The sequence below is a fragment of the Myxococcales bacterium genome, assembly GCA_016720545.1.
Lineage (GTDB): Bacteria > Myxococcota_A > Polyangia > Polyangiales > Polyangiaceae > JAAFHV01.
This window is the reverse complement of sequence record JADKKK010000002.1, coordinates 238188-264882: the sequence shown is the minus strand read 5'-3', so window position 1 is coordinate 264882 and position 26695 is coordinate 238188. Positions and strand designations below refer to the sequence as shown.

Genomic DNA, 26695 nt, shown 5'->3' with positions numbered 1-26695 from the left:
ACCTCGAAGTGAGCCCCGAAGGGGCGAACGCAGGTCGATGGCGCGCCCGAGCCAAAGGCGAGGTCTCGCCATGAATCGGCTCTTCCGCGCCGACGCGGCGCACACGCTGAGCGCCGTGCCGGAGGGGTCCGCCGACCTCGTCTACCTCGACCCGCCCTTCGCCGTGGACAAGGCCTTCACGGCGCGCCCCGCGGCGGCGGCAGGTCAGCAGGCCAAGCGCGAACGCGCCCGCGGGCCCGTCGCCTACGGCGACCGCTGGCCGTCACTCGAGGCCTACCTCGCGTGGCTCGTGCCGCGCGTCGAGCTCGGCTACCGCGCCCTCTCCGCTCGCGGCACTCTCTGGCTCCACCTCGACCACCACGCGACCCACGCGGCCCACGCGGCGGTGGTGGGCGCCCTCGGCGCGCGCGCGTTCGCCGGCGAGATCATCTGGGTGCCCGGCAACGGCGCCAAGGCTCGCGGCGGCCTGCCCCGCGCACACCAGACGCTGCACGTGTGGAAGAAGAGCGACGCGTACACCTGGAACGCGAAGGCGAGCGAGCTCCGTGAGCCGTACGCGGCCACGAGCCTCTCAATGCATTTTACACGCAAAGACGAGGCCGGCCGGGCCTACCGCGACCGCACCGTCGGCGGGAAGACGTACCGCTACTACGCCGACGAGGGGCGCGCCGTCGGCAGCGTGTGGACCGACTGCCCGGCGATGCTCGCCAACACGCCGCTGCGCGCGGAGGGGACGGGGTACCCCACGCAGAAGCCGGAGAAGCTCCTCGCGCGCATCGTGTGCGGAGCGAGCGCGCAGGGCGGCCTCGTGGTCGACCCCTTCGTGGGCAGCGGGACGACCCTCGCGGTCGCCTCGACGCGCGGGCGTCGCTTCGTGGGCGGCGACGTCGGCGAGCTCGCGATCCGCACGACCCGCGCGCGCCTCGCGGACATCGGTGCAGACTACACGTACGAGGACGGCGCCGTGGCTCAGAACGAGGAGCCCGGCTGACTCAAGAACTCCAGCTCTTCGGGCGTCGACGCGCGCCCGAGGAGGGCGTTGCGGTGGGGAAAGCGGCCGAACCGCTGGATGATCACGCGGTGCTTCTCAGCGAATGATGCGTACTGCGCGCGGCCGGCGCGCAGCTCGGCGGGGCTCGCCTCGAGCAGCGCGGTGAAGAGGGCGACGCACGCCTCTTGGTCGGCGAGCGACTCCGAGTGCATGGTCGGCATGAGAAGGAACGTCGCGGCGGCGTAGGGCAGCGAAAGGTGAAGGCCCGCGGCGACGCCGGCCTTGGCGGCGCCGAGCGCGCGGGGGTCAGAGGCGAACATGCGGGACGTGCCGCGGAACATGTTCCGAGAGAACTGGTCGAGCACGATCACGTACGCGACGAGCCCTCGGGGATCGTCGCGCCACGCCTCGCGCGCGCCGCCGTCGATCTCGGCGTGCAGCGCGCCGAAGCGCTCGACGAGCTCGGCGTCGAACGCGGGGTCCTTCTTGAACCAGCGCGCGGTGTGCTCGGCGTCTGCGTCACCGCGCTCGTCGAGGGGTCCGAACCAATACGTCCACACGTCGTCGGGGGTCATGGCGGAGAGGATCGCACGCGAAGCTCTGCAGACCCAGCTTCTCCGACAGGCGCACGCTCGGCCACGCGGCGCGGCCCTGGGTACGGCGGCTCGCGCCGCTTCTCCCACGCGGCGCGGGCGCCGAGCCCGAGCCGCTCGAGCCCAGGGACGATCGCGCGCTCGACCGTCGCATAGAAGAGCTCGCGCGCCTCCGCCCCGGAGCAGAGGCCGAGCGCGTCGCCGCCCGGCCGCCGCACCGAGCCCAGCGGCAGGTGAGCGAGCTCGTGCCGCTCGAGGTGCGCGAAGGCGACGCGGAGGTAGCGATCGAGGCGTTCGCGTTCGCCCCGCGCGAGCTCGGGGACGATGCGCTCGAGCGCGCGCCACCCGAACCGGGCGTGGCCCACCTCGTCGGCCCAGATCGTCGTGAGGAGCTCGCGGAGCGGCCCGTCGGGCATCGCGTCCCGCTCGGCCCCGATGAGGGCCACGGCCACGGTCTCCGCCATGCACGAGATGGAGATCAGATTTCGCGCCGCCGCCTCGAGCCGTGAGGCGTCAAGGTGCTGCGGGAAGACCTCGGGCGGGTCGTGCCGTGTCCCCAGGGTGAGATCCATCGAGGTGGCGGCGGAGTCGTGCGAGGTCACGTCGGCGCACGCCTCGGCGGCGAGCAGGCACCGACGCGCGAGCGGGAGCAAGGCGAGGCCCTCGCGGGTCAGCTGAACCCGGCGCGTCGTGCGGGCGAAGAGCGCGACGCCGAGATCCTCTTCGAGCTTCTGGATGCGCTGCCCGAACGCGGTGGGGGTGAGCGCCACGGCGCGCGCCGCCTCGCGGAAGCGCAGCGTCCGGGCCGCGGCCTCGAAGCACCGGAGGGACTCGAGCGACGGGAGCATGCAGCGCGAGCCTACCGCACGGCGCCAGCGCGCGTGCTCGGTCCGTTCGTCAAAGGGCCGCGGCTAGACGAGGCCAGCGAACCCGGCGCCGCGGTCGAGGTGACGTTGTTCGAGGACCGCGAGCGCCTCGCGGGGCAGGGGGCCGCGCGCCACGAGCTCCGCCGCGCGGCGCACGCCCTCCACACGGGAGGTGCCCACGAGGGCGCACGAGACCCTGGGCGCGTGCGCCGCGAAGCGCAGGAAGAGCTCGTCCATCGGGAGCCCGAGCGGCGGATCGCTCGGGGCGAAGAGCGCCTCGACGCGCCGCGCGTACTCCTCGACGTCGGCCCGCGGCTCATCGGCGCCGTTCGGGCCGCCGAGCCGGGCCCACGCGGCGTTCGCCAGCGCCCGCTTCCCGAGCACCCCCGCCGGCGCCCCCGTGAGCCGCGCGAGCTGTCGGAGCGCGGCGCGGTCGACGAGGCTCACGGAGCACTCGACGACGTCGAACACCTCGGTCCCGAGCGCCACGTCGAGGGCCTCGCCGTCCCCGGAGTAGCCCACGGCGCGCACCTTGCCCGCCTCCCGGGCGCGCGCGAGCGGCGCCAGGAGATCGCCGCGGCGCAGGCGATCGGCGTCGCACGAGTGCAGCAGGAAGACATCCAACACGTCTGTGCATAATACACGCAGTGCGCGCTCGACGCCGCGCTCGATGCACTCGGGCGTCCAGTCCGGGACGCCAGGCACGCCGTACCCCCCCTTCGTGACCAGGGTGGCCGCGCCCCGGCGCCCCGCGAGGGCCCGCGCGAGCCGCTCCTCGGAGGCCCCGTAGCTCGGGGCCGTGTCGAACACGTCGATCCCGTGGTCGAGCGCCGCGTGGACCAGCCGCGCGGCCGCCGCGTCGTCCACGCCCGGGGCGCCGAGCGGGCCGCACCCGAGGCCAAGCGCCGACACCGTGAGGCCCGTGCCGCCGAGCGCGCGCCTCATCGGGAGAGCACCATGACGCCGTACGGCCCGAGCGCGAGCGGCAACGTGAAGGGGCGGCCGTCGTAGGGCTGCGCGAGCGCCTCGATGGGCGCGGTGGACGCGTCGCGGTCAGCACCATACGCGCGCCGCTCGCTCGTGAGGCGGACGCGGTACGCGCCGCCGGCCGGGACGCCCGCGTCGTAGCGCGCGTAGGCGCGGTCCCTCAGGTTCAGGGCCACGATCACGTCCGTCCCCGACGCCCCGTGCCGGCGGAACACGAGCACCTTGTCGACGTCGTTGCGATGGAGGATCTCCACGCCCGGCTCGGCGAGGGCGCTCGAGGTCCCGCCGAGGTCGCGGCGCAGCCCGATCAGGTCCTTGTAGAATGCACGCACGAGCAGCCCCGTCGCGGTCGGCGGCGCGAGCGGCGCGGGGGTGTCGGCGAAGCCTCCGGTCGCGAGGCCCTCTTGCCCCATGAAGAGCATCGGGACGCCCGGCGTGGTGAACAGCAGGGCTGCGCCGAGCATCGACCGACGCCGCGCGGTGTGCCCCTCCGGGTTCGCGCGATCCACGCGGCTCGGTAGCCGCGCCCCGCCGTTGCCGACGGTGTCGTGCGTCTCCGTGAAGAGCACTCGCGCGAACGGATCGCCCTCGTAGGAGCCGGTGAGCGCGCGGACGAGGACGCCGAGGTCGCGGTCGTCGTCGCGCGGCGCTTCGAGCACCCGCGCCACGTCGTAGCCGAAGCCGTCCCACTGCGCGTCGAAGCCGTAGCCACCCCGCGCCACGGGCCGGGTCAGCTCCGCGTAGCCCTTCAGGTCCTCCGCGGTGCTCGTGGCGCCGCGCGCGCGCGCCAGCTCGTTCTGCGCCACGAGCAGCTCGCGCCCGCCGGGGGTGCTCCCCTGCCCGTCCACCGCGCGTACGTTGGAGGTCGAGTCCCAGCGGAAGCCGTCCCCGTGAAACTCGTCGAGCCACATCTGGGTCGCGTCGAGGAACATCGCTCGCACGGTCGGCGCTGCGAAATCCGGGCGCGGGCCCCAGGGCGTGCGCGCGTAGGGGCCCGGCCCGAAATAGTAGACTCCCGCGGAGCCGTCGGGGCAGGCGCCGTCGAAGCAGCGGAGCGGCGCGCCCGACCACCCGTCGTGGTGGTTGACGACGGCGTCGAGCCACACCGCGATGCCACGCGCGTGGGCCTCGTCGACGAGCGCGCGGAGCTCCTCGGCGGTGCCCAAGGAGGCGCGCGGCGCGAAGTGCAGGTGTGGGTTGTAGCCCCAGCCGCCTGGGCCACCGCCGAAGTCGAAGACGGGCATGAGCTCCACGACGTTCACGCCCAGCTCGGCCAGCTCGGCGAGCCTCGCGCGGGCCGTCGCGAAGGTCCCGTGGCCCCTCGCCTCGTCCTTCGCGAAGCTCCCCACGTGGAGCTCGTAGACGACCTGCTGCTGCCGCTTGGGGCGCTGGAAGCCTCGATCGCGCCAGGCGAACGCGCGCGGATCGGTCACGAGGCAGGTGGTCTTCTCTTCGGTGCGCTGCCGACAATAGGGGTCGAGCCGGGCGAGCTCACCCGCAGAGCCGGCGAGGACGAAGCGGTAGCGCGCGCCGACCCGCACGCCGGCCACCTCAGCCGCGAAGAAGCCCCCGTCCTCCGCGCGGAGTGGCGCCCGCGCGGTCGCGAAGTCGCCCTCGACCCAGGCCGCCGTGGCGCCGGGAGCCCACACCCGGAACAGCGCACCGCCGGCCGTGAGGTGCACGCCCGGCCCGCGGTTCGCGGGGAGCGGCCGTGGGACCTCCGCGTCGGCGCTGCTCGTGGCCGGCGAGGGCGGCGCGGTCACGCGGGCGGGCTCGGGCACCTCGGTCGAGGCCCCGTCGGGCGGGAGGGCGCCGCCCGCTCCGCACGCGGTCAGCGCGCCGAGGCCGGCGGCTCCGAGGGCGGCGACCAGCGCGGCGCAGAGGCCCGCGCCTCGACCGACGACACGACGGGGAGGGCTCACCATGCCGCGGAGCCTAGCGTCGGCGCGACGCGACGGTTTGCGCGAATCGGTCAATGCCTTGCGCGATCCCCTCACGCGATTCGCTCACGACGCGATTCCATCACGCGCGGGGCGCCGGGACGCGCGTCGGGCGCCGCGGGGGCTCCCCGTGGGGCGGCAGCGCGTGCGCGCCGCCGAGGGCTCGCCCGCGCGCCGCGGACGGCGGCTCACCGAACCTGCGCGAGAAGGCCGCCGTGAACGCGGCCAGGGTGGCGTAGCCGACGTGGTGCGCGACCTCGCTCGCGCTGTAGACGCCTGTCTCGAGCATGAGCCGCGCCTCCTCGAGGCGTCGGCCGCGACGGTACGCGGCGGGGGAAGTGCCGACCTCGCGCTGAAACGCGCGGGAGAGGGTCGACTCGCTCGCGCCGAGGCGCTTGCAGAGCGCGGGCAAGCCGACGTCGTCGAACAGGTGGGCGTCGAGGAGCGCCCGCGCGCGCGCGACGAGCGGCGCGTCGTCTCGCGTGACGGACGCGCGCGTGCGCTGAGCGAGGGCCTCGCCGCCGAGAAAGTAAATCTCCTTTACGAGCTCGGTCTCGAGGAACCGCGACGCCTGGCTCGCGTGCTTCTCGCACACCGTGCGCTCGAACACGTAGCGGTGGACGAGCTCGTGGACCCAGCGTGTCCGCGGGAGCACGCGGGGCTCACCCATCACCTCGGCGTATGTGGAGCGGTCCACGTGGCCCGCGTACTCGACGAAGCAGCCCTCCTCGGCCGCCGCGCCGAGCTCGACCAGCGCGGTCGGCGCGACGGGCGCCGCGGCGCGGAGCCGGAAGCGGGCACGAGCGGGCACGAGCGCGAGCTTCGCGCGATCGACGCGGGCCGCGAGCGGCGCGGCCTCGACGACGACCGCGCCCTCGAGGGGGACGACCAGCGTGGGCCGCGCGGCGACTCGCTCCCGCTCGAGTGCCCGGGGATCCCGGAGGACGAGGATGTGCGTCCCCCCGTCTTCCGGGCGCGCGGCCGGCGCGGTCTCGGGCCTCGGTGGGGGCGCGCGTTCGGCCATGCTCAGGCGGGCGGCGCGGGCCTGGCGAGCGGCGCGGCGGCGAGCCACGCGTCGAGGTCCGAGAGGGCGCGCTCCGCGAGCGCCTGGTACCGATCGCGCTTCTTCAACCTCCGGTTCTCGTGCGGAGGCATGCAGGCCCACGTGATGTTGGACGGCTGGTAGCGGGGCTGCGGGCGGGACAGGTGCGTGCGCAGCCCCCCGAGCGCCGTGGTCGGGGGCGGCGGCGTGAACGGGAGGCCCGCGAGCGTCTGGGCGAGCCCGAGAGCGCACACGAGCCCGCCCGCGGCGCTCTCCACGTAGCCCTCCACGCCGGTGATCTGTCCCGCGAGGTAGAGGTGCGGCCGGGCGCGGAGCTGCATGCGCTCGTCGAGCAGCTCGGGCGCGTTGACGAACGTGTTGCGGTGCACGCTGCCGAAGCGGAGGATCTCGGCCTCCTCGAGCCCCGGAATGGTGCGAAACACCTCGGCTTGCGCGCCGTACGTCATGCGGGTCTGGAAGCCCACGAGGTTGTAGGCGGTGGCCGCGGCGTCTTCCTGGCGGAGCTGAACGACCGCGAACGGGCGGCGACCGGTGCGGGGATCGGTGAGCCCCACCGGCTTCATGGGCCCGAAGGCGAGGGTGAGCTCGCCACGCGACGCCATGACCTCGATCGGCAGGCAGCCCTCGAAGTAGCGTGTCTCCTCGAAGCTGCGCGGCGACACCTTCTCGGCGGCGACCACGCGCGCCACGAAGGCCTTGTATGCCTCTTCGTCGAACGGGCAGTTGACGTAGGCCTCGTCGCCGAGGGCCGTGGCGTCCAGCGCGGCGTCGCCGGCCCCGTCGCCCTCGCCCTCGCCCTCGCCGCCGCCGCTGCCGCCCTTGCCCCAGCGCGACTGCCGGAACACCCGGTCCCACGCGATGCTGTCGGCGGCGACGATCGGCGCGATCGCGTCGTAATAGGCGAGCTGCTCGGCGCCGATGGCCCGCGCGAGATCGGCGGCCAGCGCGTCGCCGGTGAGCGGACCGGTCGCGAGGATGACCGGGCGCTCGGCCGAAGCCTCCGGGACCGCCGACACGACCTCGTGGACGATCCGCACCCGCGGGTGCGACGCGAGCACTCGGGTCACCTCGTCGGAGAACAGGTCGCGATCGACCGCGAGCGCGCCTCCCGCCGGCACCTTCGCGACCTCGGCCGCGCGGAGGACGAGCGAGCCGGCGCGGCGGAGCTCTTCCTTGAGCAGGCCTACCGCGTTCACCAGCGCCGCTCCGCGCATGCTGTTGGAGCAGACGAGCTCGCAGAGCTTGTCGCTCGTCTGAGCGGGGGTGCGCGCGAGCGGCTTCTGCTCGAGGAGCGTCACCTGCACGCCGCGCTCGGCGAGCTGAAAGGCCGCTTCACACCCGGCGAGGCCGGCTCCCACGATCAAGACTTCGCGTGCGCTCACGGCGTGGTCCTCTAGCACGCCCGCGCCTGTCCGTGCCCGCCGCCGCGCGCCCCGCGAGCTCGCGTCAGGCGCGCTCCACCGCCACGACGCCCTGGAGCTTCTGCAGGGCCCGCATGACGGTCTTCAGCTGCGTGAGGTCCTGGCACACGAAGGTGAAGATGTTGATCGCGCGCCCGTCGTCACCCGCGCGGCAGTTCGCCTCGGTGATGTTGATGCCCTGGGCGCTGAACGTGCTGCCGACGTTGGCGAGGATCCCCATACGGTTCTGCGCGACCACCTTGAGCTGCACTGCGCGGTTGATCTTGGCCTTCGAGTCCCACTGGATCTCCACGCGGCGATCGGGATCGGTGTCGAACGCCTTCGCGCAGCCGCGCCGGTGGATCGTGATGCCGCGCCCGCGCGTGATGAACCCGAGGATGTCGTCACCGGGGAGCGGGCTGCAGCACTTTGCGTAGCGCACGAGGACGTCGTCGATGCCGTTCAGGCGAATGCCGCCGGAGTCGTCGCCCTTGATGACCTTGCGCACGAACCCGGCGATCCGCCCCTCGCGGATGCTCTCCGGCGCGTCGGCGGAGCCGTCCTCTGCGGGCGGCGCGACGGCGTGGAGCACGTCTTTCGGATCGGCCTTGCCGTAGCCCACCTGGATGAAGAGCTCGTCGATCGTCGCGACCTTGAGGGCCTCGAGGACCTTGCGCAGCTCGTTCTCGTTCTTCTGCAGCTTCGAGAACGACACGCTCGCCCGGTGAAACTCGCGCTCCACGAGCTCTTTGCCGAGCCGATAGCTGCGCTCGCGGTGCTCGGTGCGGAGGAACGCGCGGATCTTGGCGCGGGCGCTCGTGGTGGCGACGAGGTCGATCCAGTCCTTGCTGGGCTGCTGGCTGGGGGAGGTGACGACCTCGACCACGTCGCCGTTGCGGAGCTTGTACCGGAGCGGCTCGAGCTTGCCGTTCACCCGCGCCCCGGTGATGTGGTCGCCGAGCTGTGAGTGGATCTGGTAGGCGAAGTCGATCGGGGTCGCCCCGCGCGGGAAGACCCTCACGTCGCCCTTCGGAGTGAAGACGTACACCTCCTCCTGGAAGAGGTCGACCTTCACGCCCTCGAGGAACTCTGCGGGATCCTTGAGGTCCTTCTGCCACTTCATGAGCTGCTGGAGCCAGCCGAAGCGCGCGACGTCGTCGTCGGACATGCCGCCCGAGTGGCGCGACTTGTACTTCCAGTGGGCCGCGATGCCGCGCTCCGCGACGCGGTGCATGTCGTGGGTGCGGATCTGGATCTCCACGCGCTCGCGGCCAGGCCCGATGACCGTCGTGTGGAGCGACTGGTACATGTTCGGCTTGGGCAGCGCGATGTAGTCCTTGAAGCGCCCGGGCACGGGCGTCCACTTGGAGTGGATGACGCCGAGCGCCGCGTAGCAGTCGCTCACGCTCTCGACGATGACGCGGAACGCGATGAGGTCGTGGATCTGCTCCACCGAACACTCGTTCTGCTTCATCTTGCGCCACACCGAGTAGAGGTGCTTCGCGCGGCCCGACACGTCGGCGGCGAACGCCTGCTCCGCGAGGCGGCTCGCGAGCGTCCGCGACACGTCGGCGATGTACTTCTCGCGCTGGGCCTTGGTCTTCTGGATGCCCTGCACGACCTCTTGGTAGCCGTCGGGCTCGAGGTACCGGAACGCGAGGTCTTCGAGCTCGCACTTGTACTCGGCCATGCCGAGCCGGTTGGCGAGCGGCGCGTAGATTTCCATGGTCTCGCGCGAGATCCGCTCCTGCGCGTCCGGCTTCATGTGCTGCATCGTGCGCATGTTGTCGACGCGGTCGCAGAGCTTGACCAAGAGCACGCGGATGTCGCGCGACATCGCGACGACCATCTTCCGGAAATTCTCGGCCTGCCGGTCCTCCTTCGAGGTGAAGTTGATTTTGCTCAGCTTCGTGACGCCGTCGACCAGCTGCGCGATCTCTTCGCCGAACTCGCGCTCCAGATCCTTCGTGGTGGCGAGGGTGTCCTCCACCACGTCGTGCAGCAGCCCAGCGCACACGCTCGCGGTGTCGAGCCGCAGGTCGGCGATCGCGCCGGCGACGCTCGCCGGGTGGATGAAGTAGGGGTCTCCCGACTTCCGCATCTGCCCGGCGTGCATGCGAAAGCTGTAGTCGTAGGCGCGCTTGACGAGCTCGGCGTCAGCCGTCGGCTGGTAAGCGCGAATCCGAAGGATAAGGTCGTCGACGGGGAGCATCGGGGCGCGAAGAGCGGCTCGCTCGCACAGAGAACGGTAACACCGCGCCCCGCGGTGGGCAACGAACCGCCCGCCTCGCGTGGTCGCGCTGCGGACCCGCTACACCCCGTGACATGCGGGTCATACCCCGCAAAAATAGGGAGTACGCTGGCGCTTCAGGTTGCAGGGTGGCCCGAGGCAGCCTACGCTGCGCTACGTCTTGGGGGCCGCGCGATCGTCGCGGACGCTCTTTGTTTTCTCTAGAGGAGATCGCGATGCAAAAGAACAATTGGCTTCGTCTCAGTCTGGCTTCCATGATTCTCGCCGGCGTGGGCGCAGGCTCGGTGCTCCAGGGCTGTAGCGACGACCCGGTCACCCCGGCTTCGGACGCCGGCAAGGACACGGCGCCCACGGCGACCACCACGGCCACCGGCACGGCCACCGGCACCGGCACGGGCACCACCCCGCCCGACGCGGCGCCGCCGCCCGAGTCCCAGAAGATCATCTTCGTGCACGCGGCCAACTGGCTCGGCACGGCCTTCGAGAGCGGCACCGGCCCGGCGGAAGCCGTGAACGGCGCCATCCGCCTCTGCCTCCGCGCCGGCCCCGAGGGCACGAACCCGTTCCTGCCCGTCCCGGCCCTCCCGAACAAGTCTGCCGGCGGGCTCCCCTTCCCCGCGCTCCTCCCGGGCACCGGCGGCGTGCTCCCGGCCAAGACCGACTTCTCCACCACGCGCCTCGAGGGCTACGCGATGAACGCGGCGCTCATGGCCTCCAAGGGCTTCGGCTCCGGCGCCGGCGCGAACACCTCCTGCGGCGATCTGTTCAGCAAGGGCTTCAACCCCGACGCGGGCCCCGGCGACGGCGGCGTGCAGCTCGCGGAGGGTGTCGACTACATCAAGGTGGGCGTCATCCCGGCCGGCACGTTCGCGAACGAGTCCACGTATGTGGTCTCGGTGCAGGGCTGCGCGAAGGGCTACACCGACGCGACGGTCGGCGTCGTGGCCGCCAAGTGTGGCTCGAGCTACAACCCCACCACCGGCAACCTCGAGCTGAAGGTCACCAAGCTGGATCGCGGCGCGGTCGGCACGTCCGAGCTCGGCGCACAGTTCATGCACGTCACGTCGGCCGCCGATGTCATCGGCCCCGTGAACCCCGGCGTGGTGAGCGGCGGCGCGGACGCGGGCGGCGACGCCGGCGCGTTCAAGCCGTTCTCGCCCGCAGCCGTGGCCTACAACGCCCCGATCACCGCCCTCGTCAAGCTCGCGGGCGTCAGCCTCACGGCCGACGCGCTCACGCTGAACCCGGCCCTCCCGATCCCGAACTACTCGTTCGCGTCGGCCGTCGCGGCGACCTCTCCCTCCACCCCCATCGAGCTCGGCAAGGGCCACGTCTTCATCGCCGTGGGCGAGGTCGCCGCCGCCACGGGGCCCTTCGCGAACCGCAAGCCGCACTTCCTCGCGTTCCCGACCAACCCCACGGTCCCGGCGCTCGAGCAGTGAGTCGCAGCTAGAGGCCGCTCGGCCTCGCAGGAGGGCGCTTCCCCCGGGAGGCGCCCTTCGCCTTTTTGTATTCTGCATACGGACGCGGGCCCTGCGCCGGCTCGCGCGGCCGAGGCGCGACGCGCCCAGTGCGGCGCGGACACACCACACACCACGCCCCTGCGCTCGCGCAGCTTACGCCACGCGCAGGCGCCCACGCACCCGCGTCAGGCGGCTACAGCTTGCACTTGTATTCGTCGCGCTTGACCTCGGGGGGCGCGTCGCCCTCCTTGACCGGCACGAAGACGCAGAAGTTCTCGGCGGGGTCGAGGAACTGCTTGATGGGGACCGTCACGCTCCCCTGGAGGGTCGCGCAGAACCGCGCGTTGCCCGCAGAGGCGCCCGCGTCGGTGGGCGGGGGAGCGCCCGCGTCAGCCGGGGCGCCCGCGTCGCCCGCGGCGGCGTCTGGCGCCGCCGCGTCGGCTTCGGGCGCCGGGCTGCCACCGCCGGCTGAGAAGAGGCCGCGGAAGAACACCGCGTCTATCGAGATCTCGCGCCCCGAGATGGGGTTCGCGTTCTTGTCGATGATGACGTTGGCGAAGCTCACTTCGAAGCGACCCGTGGAGGACACGTCGGCGCCCTTCGTGCCGAACGAGGCGCCGTGGGTCTCGGACTTCGCCACCTTGGCCGGCGGCGAGGGAAGGGGCTGCCCAGAGGAGAAGTCGACGCCCTTCAGCGGCGTGAACTGGATGTCGAGCTTGCCGCCACCAGTGCCCGGGACGAAGCGCACCTCGGTGTAAAAGCGCAGCACCTTGTTGAGATCGCCGACCGAGAGCGCGGAGAGGCAGGACCCGTAGTAGATGCCCTCGATGGCCTGCGTGGGCGCCTGCGCGTCGACCGGGCCGGAGTCGTCGACCGGCGGCTTCTTGCGGTAGTCGGCCGTGCGCTCCAGGAAATCGGCGTAGTCCTCCGAGGGGTGCGGAATGCACGCCACGACGAACCCGACCCCGAGGGCCAGCGCGACACCCACGCCGAACAGACTGCGCTTCATGACGGTTTCGTCTAGCACGAAAACGTTTCCGTGGTAGTGCTTCCGACCATGCTTTCGCGGAGATTTGCTCGCGCCCACGCGCCTGGTTTCGCGGTTGGTCTCGCCCCCCGGCTGCCTCGCCTCGCGCGCCTCGCCATCCCGTCGCTGGCAGCCCTCGGGCTGCTCGGCTTCGCCTCGGAGGCGCGCGCCAGCGGCTACCTGACGGCGCGCTACGGCTCCGACATGGGCACGCCGGCCACGCCGAACGCCTACGCCGTCTACTACAACCCCGCGGCGATGGGCGGCACGCACGGCACGAACCTCATCATCGACGCGTCGGTGGTGGCGCGCTTCGCGTCGTACGAGCGGGCGACCACGGCGCCGTCGGCCGACTGCCAGAAAGACCCCGACTGCGTCGCGGCGAACACCGGCAAAGGCACCCTCAAGAACCTGCTCGCGCTCCCGTACATCGGCGCGACGACCGATCTCGGCACGAAAGATTTCCGCCTCGGCCTCGCGGGCTACATCCCCTACGGCGGGATGGCCACGTGGGACAAGAGGGGCGGCGTCCAAGGCATCCCCGGCTCGACCGACGGCCCGCAGCGCTGGCACACCATCTCGGGGACGATCCTCGCGATGCACGCCACGCTGGCCGCCTCCTACACCCTCCCGGCGAACTTCTCCGTGGGCGCCAGCGTGAGCGGCATTTACCACACGGTCGGCACCGTCCGCGCGCGCAACGCCGACGACGGCGACGTGGTCCGCGGGCCCGACGGCAGCCTCACCGAGGGGCGGAGCTACCTGAAGGCGAACGCGTTCAACGTGGGCGCCACGTTCGGTCTCTATTGGGCCCCCGAGAAGACCGGCAGCCGCGGCCTCGACCACCGCCTGAAGCTCGGCATCTCGTACACGAGCCAGCCCGGCTTCGGCGAGACCCGCATGGCGGGGGAGCTCACCCAGGTGCTCGGCTCCGGCGTGGCCGGTGACATCCAGAAGATCGACTTTCTCCAGACCTACCCGGACATCATCCGCTTCGGCGCCGCGTACAAGCTCCCCGGCGACAAGTGGGAGCTGAAAGCCGACGTCGACTTCGTGCGTTGGTCGGTGTTCGACAGGCAGTGCGTCGTGCTCGCGGGCAAGCAGTGCAACATCGACGGCGCGACGGGCGGCCCGGCGGGCGCCACCGACGCCGAGAAGGCCGCGAACAGCCGCGACGTCGTGCTGAACCTGAAGCGCGATTGGCAAAATGCGGTCGGCTTCCGCGCCGGCCCCTCGTATTTCCTGAGCCCCGACGTGGAGCTCTTCGGCAGCCTCGGGTTCAGCACCTCGGCGGTGCCCAAGGCCACGATCGACGCGAACACGATCGACTCGTTCCGTATCTACGCCGCGGCCGGCCTCCGCTACGAGCTCTCCAAGCGCATCGCTCTCGCCGGCAGCTACAACCACATCTTCTTCATGCCGGTCGACAACACCGGCGTGAGCGTCTACGCCAAGAATCTCCAGCCGTCGCGCTCGCCGAGCGCCGAGGGCAAGTACTCGTCCACCATCGGAATGCTGAACGCGAACGTGACGCTCAGCTTCTAGCTCGCCTCCCCGGCGTCGGGAGTCCCCGGCGTCGTGGGCAGTCCGGACTTCCCTCTCGCCACCGCGCCAGCTCGGCGTGGCCCGGAGTCTCATGAAGCACCTCGCTCGACTAACGATCGCGTCCACCGTTTCGCTTTCGCTCATCGCGCTCGCGGCGCTCTCTTTCGGCGGCTGCTCGTCGGAGGTGAAGCCCGCGCCCAACCCGCCCGGAACCTGCACGCCGGGCGCGACCGACTGCGACGCCGGCGGCGGTGGGCTCACGCTGAAGACCCCGGCCCTGCCCTGCGCGGACGCGCCGGAGTCGGTGTATGGGGCGCCCCCCGCCGACGCGGCCGGTCGCGGCGACATCACGCGCTGCTCGACCGAGACCCCGCTCACGAAGGAGGCCCTGACGGCCAAGCTCACCGAGGTCGGCTACAAGGGCAAGCCCGCGACGAGCGGCGCGCGTGTGTACCGCGTGCAGTTCAAGACCGAGCGCGGCGACGAGAAGAACACCGCCGCGGCGTCGAGCGGCATCATCTACGTCCCCGACACCCCGCGCGCCGAGAAGCTCCCGGTGGTCGTCGCGGCCCGCGGCAGCCGCGGGCAGGCCGCCGCGTGCGCCGCGTCGAAGTTCGACAAGGCCGCTGAGTACGTCAACGACGATCTCTACAGCCTGGTGTACCCGCTCGTGGGCGCAGGTTACGCGGTGGTGCTGCCCGACCTCGCGGGGTACTCGAACTACGGCGCCGCCGGCAACCCGCCGAGCGTCTACGCGGGCGCGGCGGACGTGGGCAAGTCGACGCTCGACTCGGCGAAGGCCATGCGCAAGCTCTTCCCCGTGCTCGACAACAAGGTCGTGCTCGTCGGCCACTCGCAGGGCGGACACTCGGCGCTGTCGGCCCTCGCGCTCGCCCCGGCGTACGCCCCCGAGCTGCCCATCGCCGGCGTAGCCGTGTACGCGCCGCTCTGGCTCTCTCAGCGCTCCTGGGGTGCGGCCCTCTTCTCGGGCGTAAGCAAGGACTACCCCATCGCCACGGTGCCGAGCATCGCGGCGGTGTCAGTCTGGTACCACTACACCCACGCCGAGCTGCTCGACGGCCCGGGCGAGGGCAAGAAGCTCTTCCCGGCCGACAAGGCCGACAAGATCAAGGCCTTCGTCGACGGCCAGTGCTGGGACGCGAAGTACCCGCAGCTCGAGGCCCTCGGCACGCTTCCGAACGACCTCTTCGATCCCGAGTTCGTCAAGACGGTCGCGCTGGTCGCGGCCGGCATCAACGACTGCGACCCCGCGAACGCGGCGTGCGTGAAGTGGGCCAAGCGCTACGCCGCCGACCGCCCGCGGCTCACGGGCGCCGCGGCCCAGACGCCCATGCTCCTGCTCTACGGGGCGAAGGACACGACGATCCCGAAGGATCGCATGCAGTGCGCGCTCGACCGCCTGAAGCAAGACCAGACCAAGACGACCGTGTGCGTCGAACCCGACGCGACCCACAGCAGCATCGTCGACGTCCGGAGCGATTACGTGGCAGATTGGATCGCGAACGTGGCCCTGGGGGGGCCGGCTCCCGCGGCTTGCCCGAGTGACGAGAAAGCCCTCGTCGACGACAAGGGCGCCGCCGTAAAGTGCGCGACTCCCCCGCCGAACGACTGACCCACAGGAGAATGCGCGCAAATGGCCTTTAGCAAAGACGTCCTCACGCTCGACTGCGCCCAAGAAACCGAGCGCATCACCGCCAAGCTCCGCGAGGCCGTCCTCGGCACGCTCAAGCGCAAGGGCGTGATCGTGGCGCTCTCGGGTGGCATCGACTCGAGCGTCGTCGGGGCGCTCTCGGTGCGCGCGTTCGGGAAGGAGCGGGTCTTCGGTCTTCAGCTCCCCGAGAAGGAGAACTCCGACGACACCCGCAACCTGTCGGCGCTCATGTGCAAGCACTTCGAGATCGACTTCGCCGTCGAGGAAATGTCGCCGCTGCTCGAGGGCGCGCGCGCCTACCAGCGCCGCGACGAGGCCATCAAGACCGCCATCCCCGAGTACGGCCCCGGCTGGAAGAGCAAGATCGTGCTCCCGTCGGTCGTCGACACCGACTCGTACCGAGTTTTCTCGGTCGTGGCCCTCAGCCCCGAGGGCAAGGAGGTGAAGGCGCGCCTGCCCCTCCCCGGCTACCTCGGCATCGTCGCGGCGACGAACTTCAAGCAGCGCTGCCGCAAGATGCTGGAGTATTACCACGCCGACCGCCTGAACTACGCCGTCTCGGGCACGCCGAACCTGGTCGAATACGACCAAGGCTTCTTCGTGAAGCTCGGCGACGGCGCCGCAGACGTGAAGCCGATCGCGCACTTGTACAAATCGCAGGTGTACGCGATGGCCGAGTACCTGGGTGTGCCGGAGGAGGTCCGCCGTCGGCCCCCGACGACCGACACCTACTCGCTGCCGCAGTCGCAGGAGGAGTTCTACTACTCCCTCCCGTACGACAAGATGGACCTCGCCATCTACGCGAAGAACCACGGCGTGTCGGCCGCCGAGGCCGCGCCCGTGCTCGGCGTCAGCGCCGAGCAGGTGGAGCGGGTGTTCCGCGACATCGACGGGAAGCGCGCCTTCGCGAAGTACCTCCACGCCGCGCCGATCCTGGTCGCCGAGCCGACGGGCTGACCGGCTGACCGCCGGCGCGCGGTCGCCAGCGCCCCGGCTCGCCCCTCGCGGGCGCCGCCGGGGCGAGGCGTTTTTGTACCTTGGCGGGCGAGCGGCGAGCGGCGAGGCCGCCTCGCAGGTGGGCTACAGCAGCGGAGGCGACCAGCCGGCGCTGGCCTCGAGGCGCTTCAGGGCCTGCTGCGGCAGACGCGCGAGCTTGCGCCGCAGCGAGCCCGCGGGGCGGCGGGTGACGGGCGGCGTGGGGGCGCGCTCCTCGCCCGCCTCGAGGCGCGACGCGAGCGCTCCGACCGTGTCGACCTCGAAGTCGGCCCGGCGCCGACCGAGGAACTCGCAGAGGCCGCGGAAGCGGAGCAGGTTGACGGTGTTCGGGCGCCCCAGCCGAGCCGACACCGAGTCGATGTGGCAGAGCTCGAACGAGTGCGTGACGATGGTCACCTCGCGGAGCCCGAGCGCGCGCGCCTTCTCGAGGTAGTCGAGGGTCTCGCCCAGAGAAATAGCTGTAATCTGCACGTGGCGCTGGCCGCCGCCTCGCTCCGTGAACGTGCTGATGGGGAGCTCCCACACGCCGTGGGGAGCGACGAACAGGCCCGCGCCGGCGCCCTCGAAGCGCATCGCGCAGTTCTTCTGGAAGTAGCAGGGGTTGTAGTTCGACGAGAGCGCCAGACCGGCCTGCGCCATGGCCGCCCAGGTGTCGTTGTTGGCGCCGAAATTCCCGGCTCGGAACGCGCGAATCTTCGGGACACCGCAGGCCTCGAGGATCCCCACGCCCTCTCGGAGGAGGGCGACCTGCGTGGGGAGGTCGTAGGCGCCGATGTCGTCGGCGACCGGCGCCTGGCCCCGGGTGCGGTAGTCGGCGACGCGCTGGATGGGGTGCGTGTGGAGCTGCACGTCGTGGCCGCGGCGGACCATGTCTCGGCACGCGGCCTCGAGGCCCGCCCGACCGAAGGTGTGTGATCCGAGCGCTTCAGTGAAGAAGGTGCCGCGCAGGCCCTGCGCCTCGAGCTCGCGCATCAGCCGATCGATCCCGAGCTCGGTGGGCTGGTTCGCGAAGCGCCCGAAGACCCGCACGTCGTACCCTTGGAGGGGGCGGTCGGCGCCGCGCTCCTCGGCGCACTCGACGTCCACGGTGATGTAGACACGGGTCTTCATCATGGCCGCTCGCCGCTCAGCTCCGCTCCGTGGGCGCCGCCGGCGCGTCGAGCAACTGGCCGAGGTGGGCGACGATGCGCGCCGCGCTCTTGCCGTCCCAGAAGCGCGGCACCTTGCCCGCCGCCCGCACCTCGTCGATGCGCGCGTACGCCGCGAGGATGGCCTCGCGCTCGACGCCGGCGAGCTGGTTCGTGCCCTCCTCGCAAGTGACCGGGCGCTCCGTGTTCTCGCGCAGCGTGATGCACGGCACGCCGAGCACGGTGGTCTCCTCTTGCACGCCGCCCGAATCGGTGAGGACACACTTCGCGCTGGCCGTGAGCTTCATGAAGTCGAGGTATCCCTGCGGATCGACCACCAAAAACCTCGCCGGGTCGAGCTGGATGCCCGCGTCTTCCAAGCGCTTTCGGGTGCGCGGGTGCACCGGGAACACGAGCCGCAGGTCTTTGGCGATCTCGAGGAGCGTGCCGAGGAGCTTCCTCAGCGCCACCGGGTCGTCGACGTTGCTCGGGCGGTGCAGCGTGACCAGGCCGTAGGAGCCGGCCTCGAGCCCGAGATCGGCGAGCACCCTCGACTTGTCGGCCTCGGAGCGCGCCGCGAGCAGGGTGTCGATCATCACGTTGCCCACGAAGGCCCAGCGCTCCTCGGCGACGCCCTCCTTCGCGAGGTTCGTCGTGCCCGACGGGTCGGACACATAGAGCAGATCGCTCACGGCGTCCGTGAGCTTGCGGTTGATCTCCTCGGGCATGTCGTCGTCGAAGCTGCGAAGGCCCGCCTCCACGTGGATCATCAGCGGGCGCTGCCGCGCGCGGCCGCGGTAGAGGTAGGGCTCGCGGAGAAAGTACTTCGAGGTGACCACCGCGCAGCCCACGGTGGAGTTGACGTCGCCGACGACGAGCACGCCGTGAGGCTGCTCGGCCTCCAAGATCGGCTCGAAGCGACGCATGATCTCGGCGGTCTGCTGCGCGTGGCTGCCCGAGCCGACCTCGAGCTCGATGTCGGGGCGCGGGATCTTGAGGTCCTCGAAGAACACCTTCGACAACTTCGCGTCGTAGTGCTGCCCGGTGTGGACGAGCTTCGCCTCGAAGCGCGGGTCGCCCCCGAACGCTCGCAAGATCGGCGCGATCTTCATGAAGTTTGGTCGCGCGCCTGCCACACATAGGATCTTGAACGCCATCCCCGCGAGACTACCGGGGCGCCGGCCACGCGGGCGGCAAATCGTCGCGCGGGCGGGCGCTCCACATCGCGCGCCATCCGCGCTAGGCTCCCCTGGATGGCAGGACGTGACACCTTGCCGAAGGGTGGGCCTGGTCCGCCCACATCCCCTCCGCAGAGCGCGGTGGAGGCGCGCGAGCCGCCCTGCGCGACCGTGCCTGCGGCGAAGGTCGTGGAGCTGGTCGACCGGCTCGCTGGCGCCGAAGAGGGCACCTTCGTGCTCTCGTGGCTCGAGTCCCTCGCGCTCGACGCCGCGCCCCTCCCGCTCCCACCGGCGATCGCCGTGCGGCTCATCCGGGCGACCCGCGAAGCAGGTCGCCTCGAGCGCGCGCGCTCCCTGGCCGAGGGGCTCCCAGCGCTCCCGCGGGGCTGGGAGCCGATCGAGCGCGCTCGCCTCGGGCTCGAGCGGGCCACTCTGGCCAACCTCGAGGGGCGCTCTCTCGACGCCGAGCGGCAGCGGGCGCTCGCCTCGCGCGAGCTCTCGGGGGTGGCCCCGGGCGCTGCGCTCCGCGAGCACCTCGACCTCCACCTCTTGCGGGCCGAGCTCCAGCTTCGTGTCAGCGATCTCGACGGCGCCGCGCGGTCGCTTCGCCTCGCCGAGCAGGTCGCGACCCAGCTCGAGGACGGCGGTTTCCGGGTCGCCATCTCGATGAGCCTAGGGCACCTGGCGATGCGCCTCGCCGATCCGGGCGCCGCCGCGACGCACTACCTCGAAGCGCTCGCGCGCGCCCCCACGCGCGGCAGCGCCGCGATGCGCGCGCACGGCAACGTCGCCCTCGCGCAGAGCGCCACGGGGCTCGCCGCCGAGGCGCGCGCCCACGCCGAGGCCGCCTGCGAGCTAGGCCGCGACCTCGCTGCCGGCTGGCGCCACGCCGACGCCTACGACGTGCTCGCCCTCGTAGAGATCGCCGCCGATCGGCCCAAGCACGCCCTCGCGGCGCTCGACAAGGCCCTCGCGTTCCTCGACGGCGACGACCAGCCCACGCTGCGCTACCAGCTCGTGAGCCACCGAACCTTCGCGCTCGCTGCCGCGGGCCGCGCGGCGCGCGCGCGCACCTCCCTCGCCCTCGCCGAGCGGCTGCGGGCCGAGCTCAAGCACGTGGACGCCATCGACGCGCAGGACCTCGTCGCGACGCGCGCGCGCACCCTCGAGGCCTCCCTCGCGCACCAGGCCGCGCTCGACGAGGGGCTGCCGCACGCGACCGTGCTGCCGCAGGCCTTCGTGACGGGGACGCTGAACCTCGTGCTCGGACGGTGCGCGCTCGCGCTCGACCAACGCGCCGTCGCGCTCCTCTGCGTCGAACGGGCGGCGCTGTCGGGCGAGCTCCACGGGTGGGCTTTCCCGGAACGAGACGCGAGCCGCGCCCTCTACGCGGTCGGGCTCCGCTCCGGTGACAGCCGCGTGGTGCGGTTCGCAGGGCGCATGCTCCGCGGGGACGCGCAGCCCTCGCGCGACGAGCGGTTCTTCGTGACGACGCGCGAGGGGGTGTCGCGCGCGCTCGCCGGCGAGCTGCCGCGACCCGGCGGGGGTGAGCGGCTGTTCGTCGACACCATCTCCCACACCCTCCACGCGGGCGGCGTCGCGCGCTCGCTCGAGCGGCGCCGCGCGCTCGAGCCGCTCGTGGTCGAGCTCCTCCGCCGCGCGAAAGACGGTCTCTCCGCTGAAGAGGTCCTGCGCGCCGCGGGTGGGCCGGGGCCGGACTCCGCGGACGCGGAGCACCGCGTCCGGGTGCTCGTCTCGAGAGTGCGGGAGCTCATGGGGGGTTCCAACCTTGTCTCACGCGTACGCGAGGCGGGTGAGCACGGCCGCACGCGCTACCGTTTCGCGGAGGGGGTGGCGTTCGTGCTGATCGAGCCGATCTCCGACTGAACCGCGGGCGGGCCTGTGCGCGAGGCGCGACCAGGCTCGGCGCGCGTGACGCCAGAAGTGTTGCTCACGAGCGGGGTGTCCATGTAGCGTGACCCGCTAGCCGTGGAGGAATGTTCGTGAACCCAGGGAAATCGCTCGTCGCTGTTCTGATGCTGGCCGGGGCCATAGGTTGTGAGGCCGCTCCCCCGGCGGACGACCCGACGAAGGTCGCTCTCGACGGGACTTGCTCGTGCACCTGCCAGGTTCACCCCGGGGGCAGCCCTCCGACCTGGAACAACGAGTTCACCGGCCAGCCGGACGAGCGCGCGTGCAGCTACGCATGCAACAAGTTCGAGCGCTCGCAGGACAACGCGACCTGCACGGTCGCGTTCACGCGCCGCACCGAGCGCATGCTCTCGAACGCGCCGCCGCCCGACGCCGACTTCGACGGACTGCCCGACAGCCAAGACAAGTGCCCCCGCGAGGTAGGGCCCGAGTCCAACGGGGGCTGTCCCGAGACGCCGCCTCCTCCGCCGCCGCCGGACCCCAACGCGGACACGGACCACGACGGCGTCGTCGACAGCGCCGACCGCTGCCCGCGGCAGCCCGAGACCAAGAACGGCTACCAAGACGACGACGGCTGCCCCGACGAGGTCCCCCTCGCCGTGCAGCAGTTCGCCGGCACGATCGACGGCATCGTGTTCGTCCCCGGCTCCGCGGACATCGATCCCAAGTCGTTCGTCGTGCTGAACAAAGCCGCGGATGTGTTCAGGAAATTTCCCGACGTTCGCGTGGAGATCTCCGGTCACACGGACAACGTAGGCAACGAGGCGATGAACACCAACCTCTCGCGTCGCCGGGCCGAGTCCGTGAAGGCGTGGTTCGTCAAGAACGGCGTCGTGCCGACCCGCCTCGTCGCCGTCGGGCACGGCCCGACGAAGCCGATCGCGGACAACAAGACCAAAGACGGCAAGGCGAAGAATCGCCGCGTCGAGTTCAAGCTCGTCCAGTAGTAGCGGCCGCGCCTGCGCGCGCCCGACCGTGCCGCCCCTCCCCACCGCGCGCGCGGCGCCACGACCGCACGCCCCGCCCCGGGGCGGCCCTCAGCGCGCGGTGTCCTGCGCACCGCGGCGGGCGAGGACGAAGAAGAAGAGCAGCGCGAGCCCCGCAGCCACCACGCACGCCGCGGTGGCGTTCCGAGGGAGGTGGTCGTCGTCGTGGCGCGTGAGCAGCGCCGCCACGCCCACCACGGACGCCCCAAAGCGGAGCGCCAACGCGGGCCACACGCTGCCCGACGCGCCGCGCAGGTGGCTGGCGATCGCGGCGAAGGCGAGCCCAGAGAAGAGCGCGTGAGCGCTCGGCGGGAACACGGCGAGCGCCGTCACCACGAAGACCACCGTGTCGCGGGGCTTGTCGCGCTCGAGCGCGCCGAACAGCGCGCCTCTGTAGAAGAGCTCGGCCAAGAGGGGGCCGAACACCGCGAAGACCGACAAGAGCAGCCGCTGCCGGAGGGTGTCCGTCGCGAGGTACTCGCGGAGCTCGTCGTCCAGCGGGAAGCGCTCGGCGACGCGCGCGTCGAGGTGCGCGAGCGGAAACACGAGGCCGGCCCCTGCGACGAGGGCGAGCACCACCAGCACCGCCGGCACGCGCCGGAGCCCGACGAGCTCCGACAGCTCGACGCTCGGTGAGTGCACGCGGGCGATCGCGACGAGCAGCGTGAGGGTCGCCGCGCCCGTGGCGAGCAACTCGGTGCCCACGTCGAGCGTGCCTCCAGGCCGCAGGCTAGAGGCTGCCACCGCGATGAGCGCCGTCAGGCCGGACAGACCGAAGGTCCACCCGAGGGCCCCGAGGTACGAGAGCGGCGCGCCGCCGCCCTCACCTTGGCCACCGCCGTCGTCGTCGTCCTCGTCGGAGCCCATCACCGCACCGTCGGCGCGAGGCCGCTGAGCTGCGCGGGCACGCCTCGCTTGATGACCGTCCTCGCGAGCCGAGGATCGGCCGCGGGATGGTCCGTCGTGAAGTGGAGGCCCCGGCTCTCCTTGCGGACCTGGGCACAGCCGACGATGAGCTGCGCCACGGTCGCGATGTTGCGCAGCTCGAGGAGGTCGCGCGTGACGAAATACTGCCAGTAGTACTCGGTGATTTCCTCTTGGAGGAGGGCGATGCGGCGGGCCGCGCGGCGCAGGCGTCGATCGCTGCGCACGATGCCCACGTAGTTCCACATGAAGCGGCGCAGCTCGTCCCAGTTCTGCGTGATGATGACGGCCTCGTCGCTCGTGCCGGCCTGTCCCACGTCCCAGTCGGGCACCTCGGGGAACGGCCGGAGCGGCGTGGCCCCCGCCCGCTCCTCCGCGAGCGCGCGGACGGCTCGGTGGGCGAACACGACCCCCTCGAGCAGCGAGTTCGAGGCGAGGCGGTTGGCGCCGTGGAGCCCCGTGTGCGCACACTCGCCGAGCGCCCAGAGGCCCGGGATCGTGGTGCGCCCCTCCAGATCGGTAGAGACCCCGCCGCACATGTAGTGTGCAGCAGGCACCACCGGGATGGGTTCCTTCGCGATGTCGATGCCGAACTTGAGGCACTCGGCGTGGATCCCGGGGAACCGCTCGCGCACGAAGTCGGCCGGCTTGTGGGTGATGTCGAGCCAGACGTGGTCGGCGCCGGAGCGCTTCATTTCGTGGTCGATCGCGCGGGCGACGATGTCGCGCGGGGCGAGCTCGAGGCGCTCGTCGTACTCGCGCATGAAGGGCGTTCCGTCGAGCCTGCGCAGCACCGCGCCCTCGCCGCGCAGCGCCTCGCTGATGAGGAAGCTCTTGGCCCGCGGGTGGAACAGGCAGGTGGGGTGGAACTGGAAAAACTCCATGTTCGCCAGCAGCGCGCCCGCGCGGTAGGCCATGGCCACGCCGTCGCCCGTGGCCACGTCGGGGTTGGACGTGTAGAGGTAGACCTTGCCGGCGCCCCCGGAGGCCAACACGGTGTGGCGCGCGATCAGCGTGAGCACCTTGCCCGCCGCGACGTCGAGGACGTAGGCGCCGGCGCACACTTCGGGGCCGCCGAACTTCGCGAGCGTGATGAGGTCGACCGCCATGGTCTCCTCGAGCACCCGCACCCGAGGGTTCTTGCGCACGGCCTCGAGCAGCGCGCGCTCGATCTCGCGGCCCGTCATGTCCCCCGCGTGCGCGATCCGGCGAGCCGAGTGCCCACCCTCGAGGTGCAGGTCGTACTCGGGCTCGCTCCCCTCCGCGGTCGCGCCGGCCTTCGCACCCTCCCCGGAGGGGGCGGCGGGGGCGCCATGGACCCCTGCCCGATCGAAGCGCGTGCCGAGCCGATCGAGCATGCGGATGCGGTCGGGGCCCCCCTTCACGCAGAGCTCGACGACGCGCTCGTGCGAGAGGCCCGCGCCGGCTACGAGCGTGTCCTGGATGTGCGCCTCGAAGGTGTCGCCCGGCGCGAGCACCGCGGCGATGCCACCCTGGGCCCACTTCGTGTTGGAGTCGTCCGCCGCGCGCTTCGTGACGATGGTCACGTCGCCGAGCTCCGACGCCTCGAGGGCGAACGAGAGCCCCGCGATGCCGCTGCCGATGACCAAGAAGTCGCACGTGAGGGCCATGCCGCGGAGTGTAGGACAGCGCGCCCGCCTACGTCGCCAGAAAGCCGCGTCGCTGGTTGACACAGCCGCGCCATTCCCCTACCAACTGAACCGCCATTCATTGCCGCCATTCATTGCTAGGCGGCGGGCCATGCGAAGGAGCCGATCTTGAAGATTCTCGTTCCGCTCAAGCGAGTCGCCGACCCCGACAACGCGAACAAAGTGAAGGTCAACGCCGGGAAGCTGGTCACCACCGGGCTCGAGTGGAAGCCGAACCCGTTCGACGAGTACGCCGTCGAGACCGCGCTCCGCCTCACCGAGAACGGCACGAGCCCCAAGGCCCGCCAGGGCGAGGTGGTCGTGGTCACGTTCGGCCCGAAGGAGTGCGACACGACGCTCCGCGCGATGCTCGGCACCGGCGCCGACCGCGCCATCCGCATCGACACCGGCGACGAGGCCCTCGACGGCGACGTCGTGGCCCGCGCGCTGAAGGCGCTGGTCGAGAAGGAGAAGCCCGACCTCGTGCTCTGCGGCAAGCAGGCCGTCGACGGCGACTCGAGCCAGGTGCCGCAGCAGCTCGCTGAGTACCTCGGGTGGCCCCAGGCCACGTTCGCGGGCTCCATCAAGAGCGAGGGCGACAAGGCGCTCCTCGTCGGCCGCGAGGTCGACGGCGGCACCATCAAGCTCCGCGTCGAGCTGCCGGCCGTGGTCTCGGTCGACCTTCGCATCGTCGCCCCGAAGAGCGTGCAGTCGGTCCACACCCCGGCCGCCCACGCGTACCCCGACGGCGTCCGCTTCGCGGCGCTCATGGCCATCATGGCGGCGAAGAAGAAGCCGCTCGCGGAGATGAAGCTCTCCGACCTCACCGCCGACACCGCGCTGAAGATCCAGTACCTCGACCACGAGCTGCCTCCTGCACGGAAGGCGGGCGTCAAGGTCAAGGACGTCGGAGAGCTCGTCACCAAGCTGAAGACCGAGGCGAAGGTCGTCTGAGCGTTCTTCGCTCGGGACTTCGCCCGCGCCCCGTCTCGACGCGCGGCGCCTTGTTTTTAAACACTTTTTCGCCCTCTGAGGTCACGCCATGAGCAACGTTCTCGTCGTCGCCGAGCTCGCCGACGGCAAGGTCCGCAAGTCCACCCATTCCGCCATCAACTTCGCCCGTCAGGCCACGAGCGGCGGCGGCTCCTTTTCCCTGCTGCTCCTCGGCCCCGGCGCCAAGGGCGCCGCGGCGGAGATGGCCGCCTTCGGCGCGGCCAAGATCCTCGTCGGCGACGACGCGGCCCTCGCGGACGGCGTCTGCGAGCGCGTCGCGCCGACCATCGCGGCGACGGCCGCCGCGGGCGGCTTCGACGTCGTCGTCATGACGGCCAGCTCCTTCGGCAAAGACGTCGCCCCACGCGTCGCGGCGAAGCTGTCGGCCGGGTACGCGTCCGACATCTCGGCCGTGAAGGTCGACGGCGGCAAGCTCACCTACCGCCGGCCGGTGTTCGCGGGCAACGCCTACGCGAACTGCCAGCTCACGACCAAGGTGCAGGTCGTCAGCGTGCGCCAGAGCGAGTTCTCCGCGGCCGAGGCGTCGGGCGGCGCGAGCCCCGTCGAGGACGTCGCCGTCACCGCGCCGGACGCGTCCGCGGGCAAGCTCCAGTACCTCGGCATCGACGCCGCCAAGAGCGAGCGCCCCGACCTCGGCGAGGCGCGCGTCATCGTGGCCGGCGGCCGCGCGCTGAAGGAGAAGTTCGCAGACGTGCTCGATCCCCTCGCCAACCAGCTCGGCGCTGCGATTGGCGCCAGCCGGGCCGCCTGCGACGCGGGCTACGCTCCCGCCGAGCTCCAGGTCGGCCAGACCGGGCGCGTGGTGGCGCCTGCCCTCTACCTGGCGATCGGGATCTCCGGCGCCATCCAGCACCTCGCTGGCATGAAGGGCTCGAAGACCATCGTCGCCATCAACAAGGACCCCGAGGCCCCCATCTTCCAGGTGGCGGACTACGGCCTCGTGCAAGACCTGTTCGGGGCCGTGCCTGCGCTCGTCGACGAGCTCAAGGCGCAGTCCTGAGCTCGTGAAGCCCGGAAAGGGGCGAACGTAGGTCGATGGCCCGCTCGTCGCTCGTGACCCGCCCATCTTCGTCGGGATGCCGGCCCTGCGC

21 protein-coding genes are annotated in these 26695 nt (G+C 71.7%); 9 read left to right on the top strand and 12 right to left on the bottom strand.

Annotation, left to right across the window (positions count from 1 at the left end):
* The first annotated feature begins 70 nt into the window (after positions 1-70).
* A complete protein-coding gene (locus IPQ09_05040; protein MBL0193586.1) occupies positions 71-991 on the top strand; it encodes a site-specific DNA-methyltransferase in 921 nt (306 codons plus the stop codon).
* On the opposite strand, the gene IPQ09_05035 is transcribed toward IPQ09_05040, so the two are convergent.
* From IPQ09_05035 to IPQ09_05005, 7 genes are all read right to left on the bottom strand, one after another.
* Positions 970-1566, bottom strand: coding sequence for a DUF924 domain-containing protein (locus IPQ09_05035; GenBank protein ID MBL0193585.1), 597 nt, complete (start codon positions 1564-1566; stop codon positions 970-972). The genes IPQ09_05040 and IPQ09_05035 overlap by 22 nt on opposite strands.
* Positions 1563-2432 (bottom strand): LysR family transcriptional regulator, encoded by an 870-nt coding sequence (locus IPQ09_05030; GenBank protein ID MBL0193584.1) that lies wholly within the window; start codon positions 2430-2432, stop codon positions 1563-1565. The genes IPQ09_05035 and IPQ09_05030 overlap by 4 nt, the downstream gene beginning before the upstream one ends.
* 63 nt (positions 2433-2495) lie before the next feature.
* Positions 2496-3395 (bottom strand): aldo/keto reductase, encoded by a 900-nt coding sequence (locus IPQ09_05025; protein MBL0193583.1) that lies wholly within the window; start codon positions 3393-3395, stop codon positions 2496-2498.
* A complete protein-coding gene (locus IPQ09_05020; GenBank protein MBL0193582.1) occupies positions 3392-5362 on the bottom strand; it encodes an alpha amylase C-terminal domain-containing protein in 1971 nt (656 codons plus the stop codon). Before IPQ09_05020 ends, IPQ09_05025 begins: the two co-directional genes overlap by 4 nt.
* Positions 5363-5459: 97 nt before the next feature.
* Positions 5460-6401 carry a helix-turn-helix transcriptional regulator gene (locus IPQ09_05015; protein MBL0193581.1) on the bottom strand — a complete coding sequence of 314 codons (942 nt, stop codon included), beginning with the start codon at positions 6399-6401 and terminating at the stop codon, positions 5460-5462.
* A gap of 2 nt (positions 6402-6403) precedes the next feature.
* Positions 6404-7822 carry a methylenetetrahydrofolate--tRNA-(uracil(54)-C(5))-methyltransferase (FADH(2)-oxidizing) TrmFO gene (gene trmFO, locus IPQ09_05010; protein ID MBL0193580.1) on the bottom strand — a complete coding sequence of 473 codons (1419 nt, stop codon included), beginning with the start codon at positions 7820-7822 and terminating at the stop codon, positions 6404-6406.
* Between the two features lie 64 nt (positions 7823-7886).
* Complete coding sequence (locus IPQ09_05005) at positions 7887-10052, bottom strand: bifunctional (p)ppGpp synthetase/guanosine-3',5'-bis(diphosphate) 3'-pyrophosphohydrolase (protein ID MBL0193579.1); 2166 nt, start codon at positions 10050-10052, stop codon at positions 7887-7889.
* 293 nt (positions 10053-10345) lie between these two features.
* On the opposite strand from IPQ09_05005, the gene IPQ09_05000 reads away from it, so the two are divergent.
* Entirely contained in the window at positions 10346-11533 is a 1188-nt protein-coding gene (locus IPQ09_05000) for a hypothetical protein (protein MBL0193578.1), read from the top strand.
* 214 nt (positions 11534-11747) lie between these two features.
* Here IPQ09_05000 and IPQ09_04995 read toward each other — a convergent pair whose 3' ends face one another.
* Complete coding sequence (locus IPQ09_04995) at positions 11748-12563, bottom strand: hypothetical protein (GenBank protein MBL0193577.1); 816 nt, start codon at positions 12561-12563, stop codon at positions 11748-11750.
* Between the two features lie 48 nt (positions 12564-12611).
* Between IPQ09_04995 and IPQ09_04990 the strand changes: the two genes are divergently transcribed.
* From IPQ09_04990 to nadE, 3 genes are all read left to right on the top strand, one after another.
* Complete coding sequence (locus tag IPQ09_04990; GenBank protein MBL0193576.1) at positions 12612-14126, top strand: outer membrane protein transport protein; 1515 nt, start codon at positions 12612-12614, stop codon at positions 14124-14126.
* Positions 14127-14217: 91 nt separating this feature from the next.
* Positions 14218-15759 (top strand): alpha/beta fold hydrolase, encoded by a 1542-nt coding sequence (locus IPQ09_04985; GenBank protein ID MBL0193575.1) that lies wholly within the window; start codon positions 14218-14220, stop codon positions 15757-15759.
* 21 nt (positions 15760-15780) lie between these two features.
* Entirely contained in the window at positions 15781-16755 is a 975-nt protein-coding gene (gene nadE, locus IPQ09_04980; GenBank protein MBL0193574.1) for an NAD(+) synthase, read from the top strand.
* A 123-nt stretch (positions 16756-16878) separates the two neighbouring features.
* Here the strand turns inward: nadE and IPQ09_04975 are convergent, their stop codons facing one another.
* Positions 16879-17907 (bottom strand): hypothetical protein, encoded by a 1029-nt coding sequence (locus tag IPQ09_04975; protein MBL0193573.1) that lies wholly within the window; start codon positions 17905-17907, stop codon positions 16879-16881.
* 13 nt (positions 17908-17920) lie between these two features.
* A complete protein-coding gene (gene wecB / locus IPQ09_04970) occupies positions 17921-19078 on the bottom strand; it encodes a UDP-N-acetylglucosamine 2-epimerase (non-hydrolyzing) (GenBank protein ID MBL0193572.1) in 1158 nt (385 codons plus the stop codon).
* 96 nt (positions 19079-19174) lie between these two features.
* Between wecB and IPQ09_04965 the strand changes: the two genes are divergently transcribed.
* Together IPQ09_04965 and IPQ09_04960 are read left to right on the top strand one after the other, a co-directional pair.
* Entirely contained in the window at positions 19175-20986 is a 1812-nt protein-coding gene (locus IPQ09_04965) for a hypothetical protein (GenBank protein ID MBL0193571.1), read from the top strand.
* A gap of 116 nt (positions 20987-21102) precedes the next feature.
* Complete coding sequence (locus IPQ09_04960; protein MBL0193570.1) at positions 21103-21978, top strand: OmpA family protein; 876 nt, start codon at positions 21103-21105, stop codon at positions 21976-21978.
* A 90-nt stretch (positions 21979-22068) separates the two neighbouring features.
* Here the strand turns inward: IPQ09_04960 and IPQ09_04955 are convergent, their stop codons facing one another.
* Both IPQ09_04955 and nadB read right to left on the bottom strand, forming a co-directional pair.
* A complete protein-coding gene (locus tag IPQ09_04955) occupies positions 22069-22884 on the bottom strand; it encodes a hypothetical protein (GenBank protein MBL0193569.1) in 816 nt (271 codons plus the stop codon).
* Positions 22884-24572, bottom strand: coding sequence for an L-aspartate oxidase (nadB, locus tag IPQ09_04950; GenBank protein MBL0193568.1), 1689 nt, complete (start codon positions 24570-24572; stop codon positions 22884-22886). Before nadB ends, IPQ09_04955 begins: the two co-directional genes overlap by 1 nt.
* 147 nt (positions 24573-24719) lie before the next feature.
* On the opposite strand from nadB, the gene IPQ09_04945 reads away from it, so the two are divergent.
* A complete protein-coding gene (locus IPQ09_04945) occupies positions 24720-25544 on the top strand; it encodes an electron transfer flavoprotein subunit beta/FixA family protein (protein ID MBL0193567.1) in 825 nt (274 codons plus the stop codon).
* Positions 25545-25632: 88 nt separating this feature from the next.
* On the top strand, positions 25633-26604 hold the full coding sequence (locus tag IPQ09_04940; GenBank protein ID MBL0193566.1) for an electron transfer flavoprotein subunit alpha/FixB family protein: 972 nt from the start codon (positions 25633-25635) through the stop codon (positions 26602-26604).
* The last annotated feature ends 91 nt before the right edge of the window (positions 26605-26695 follow it).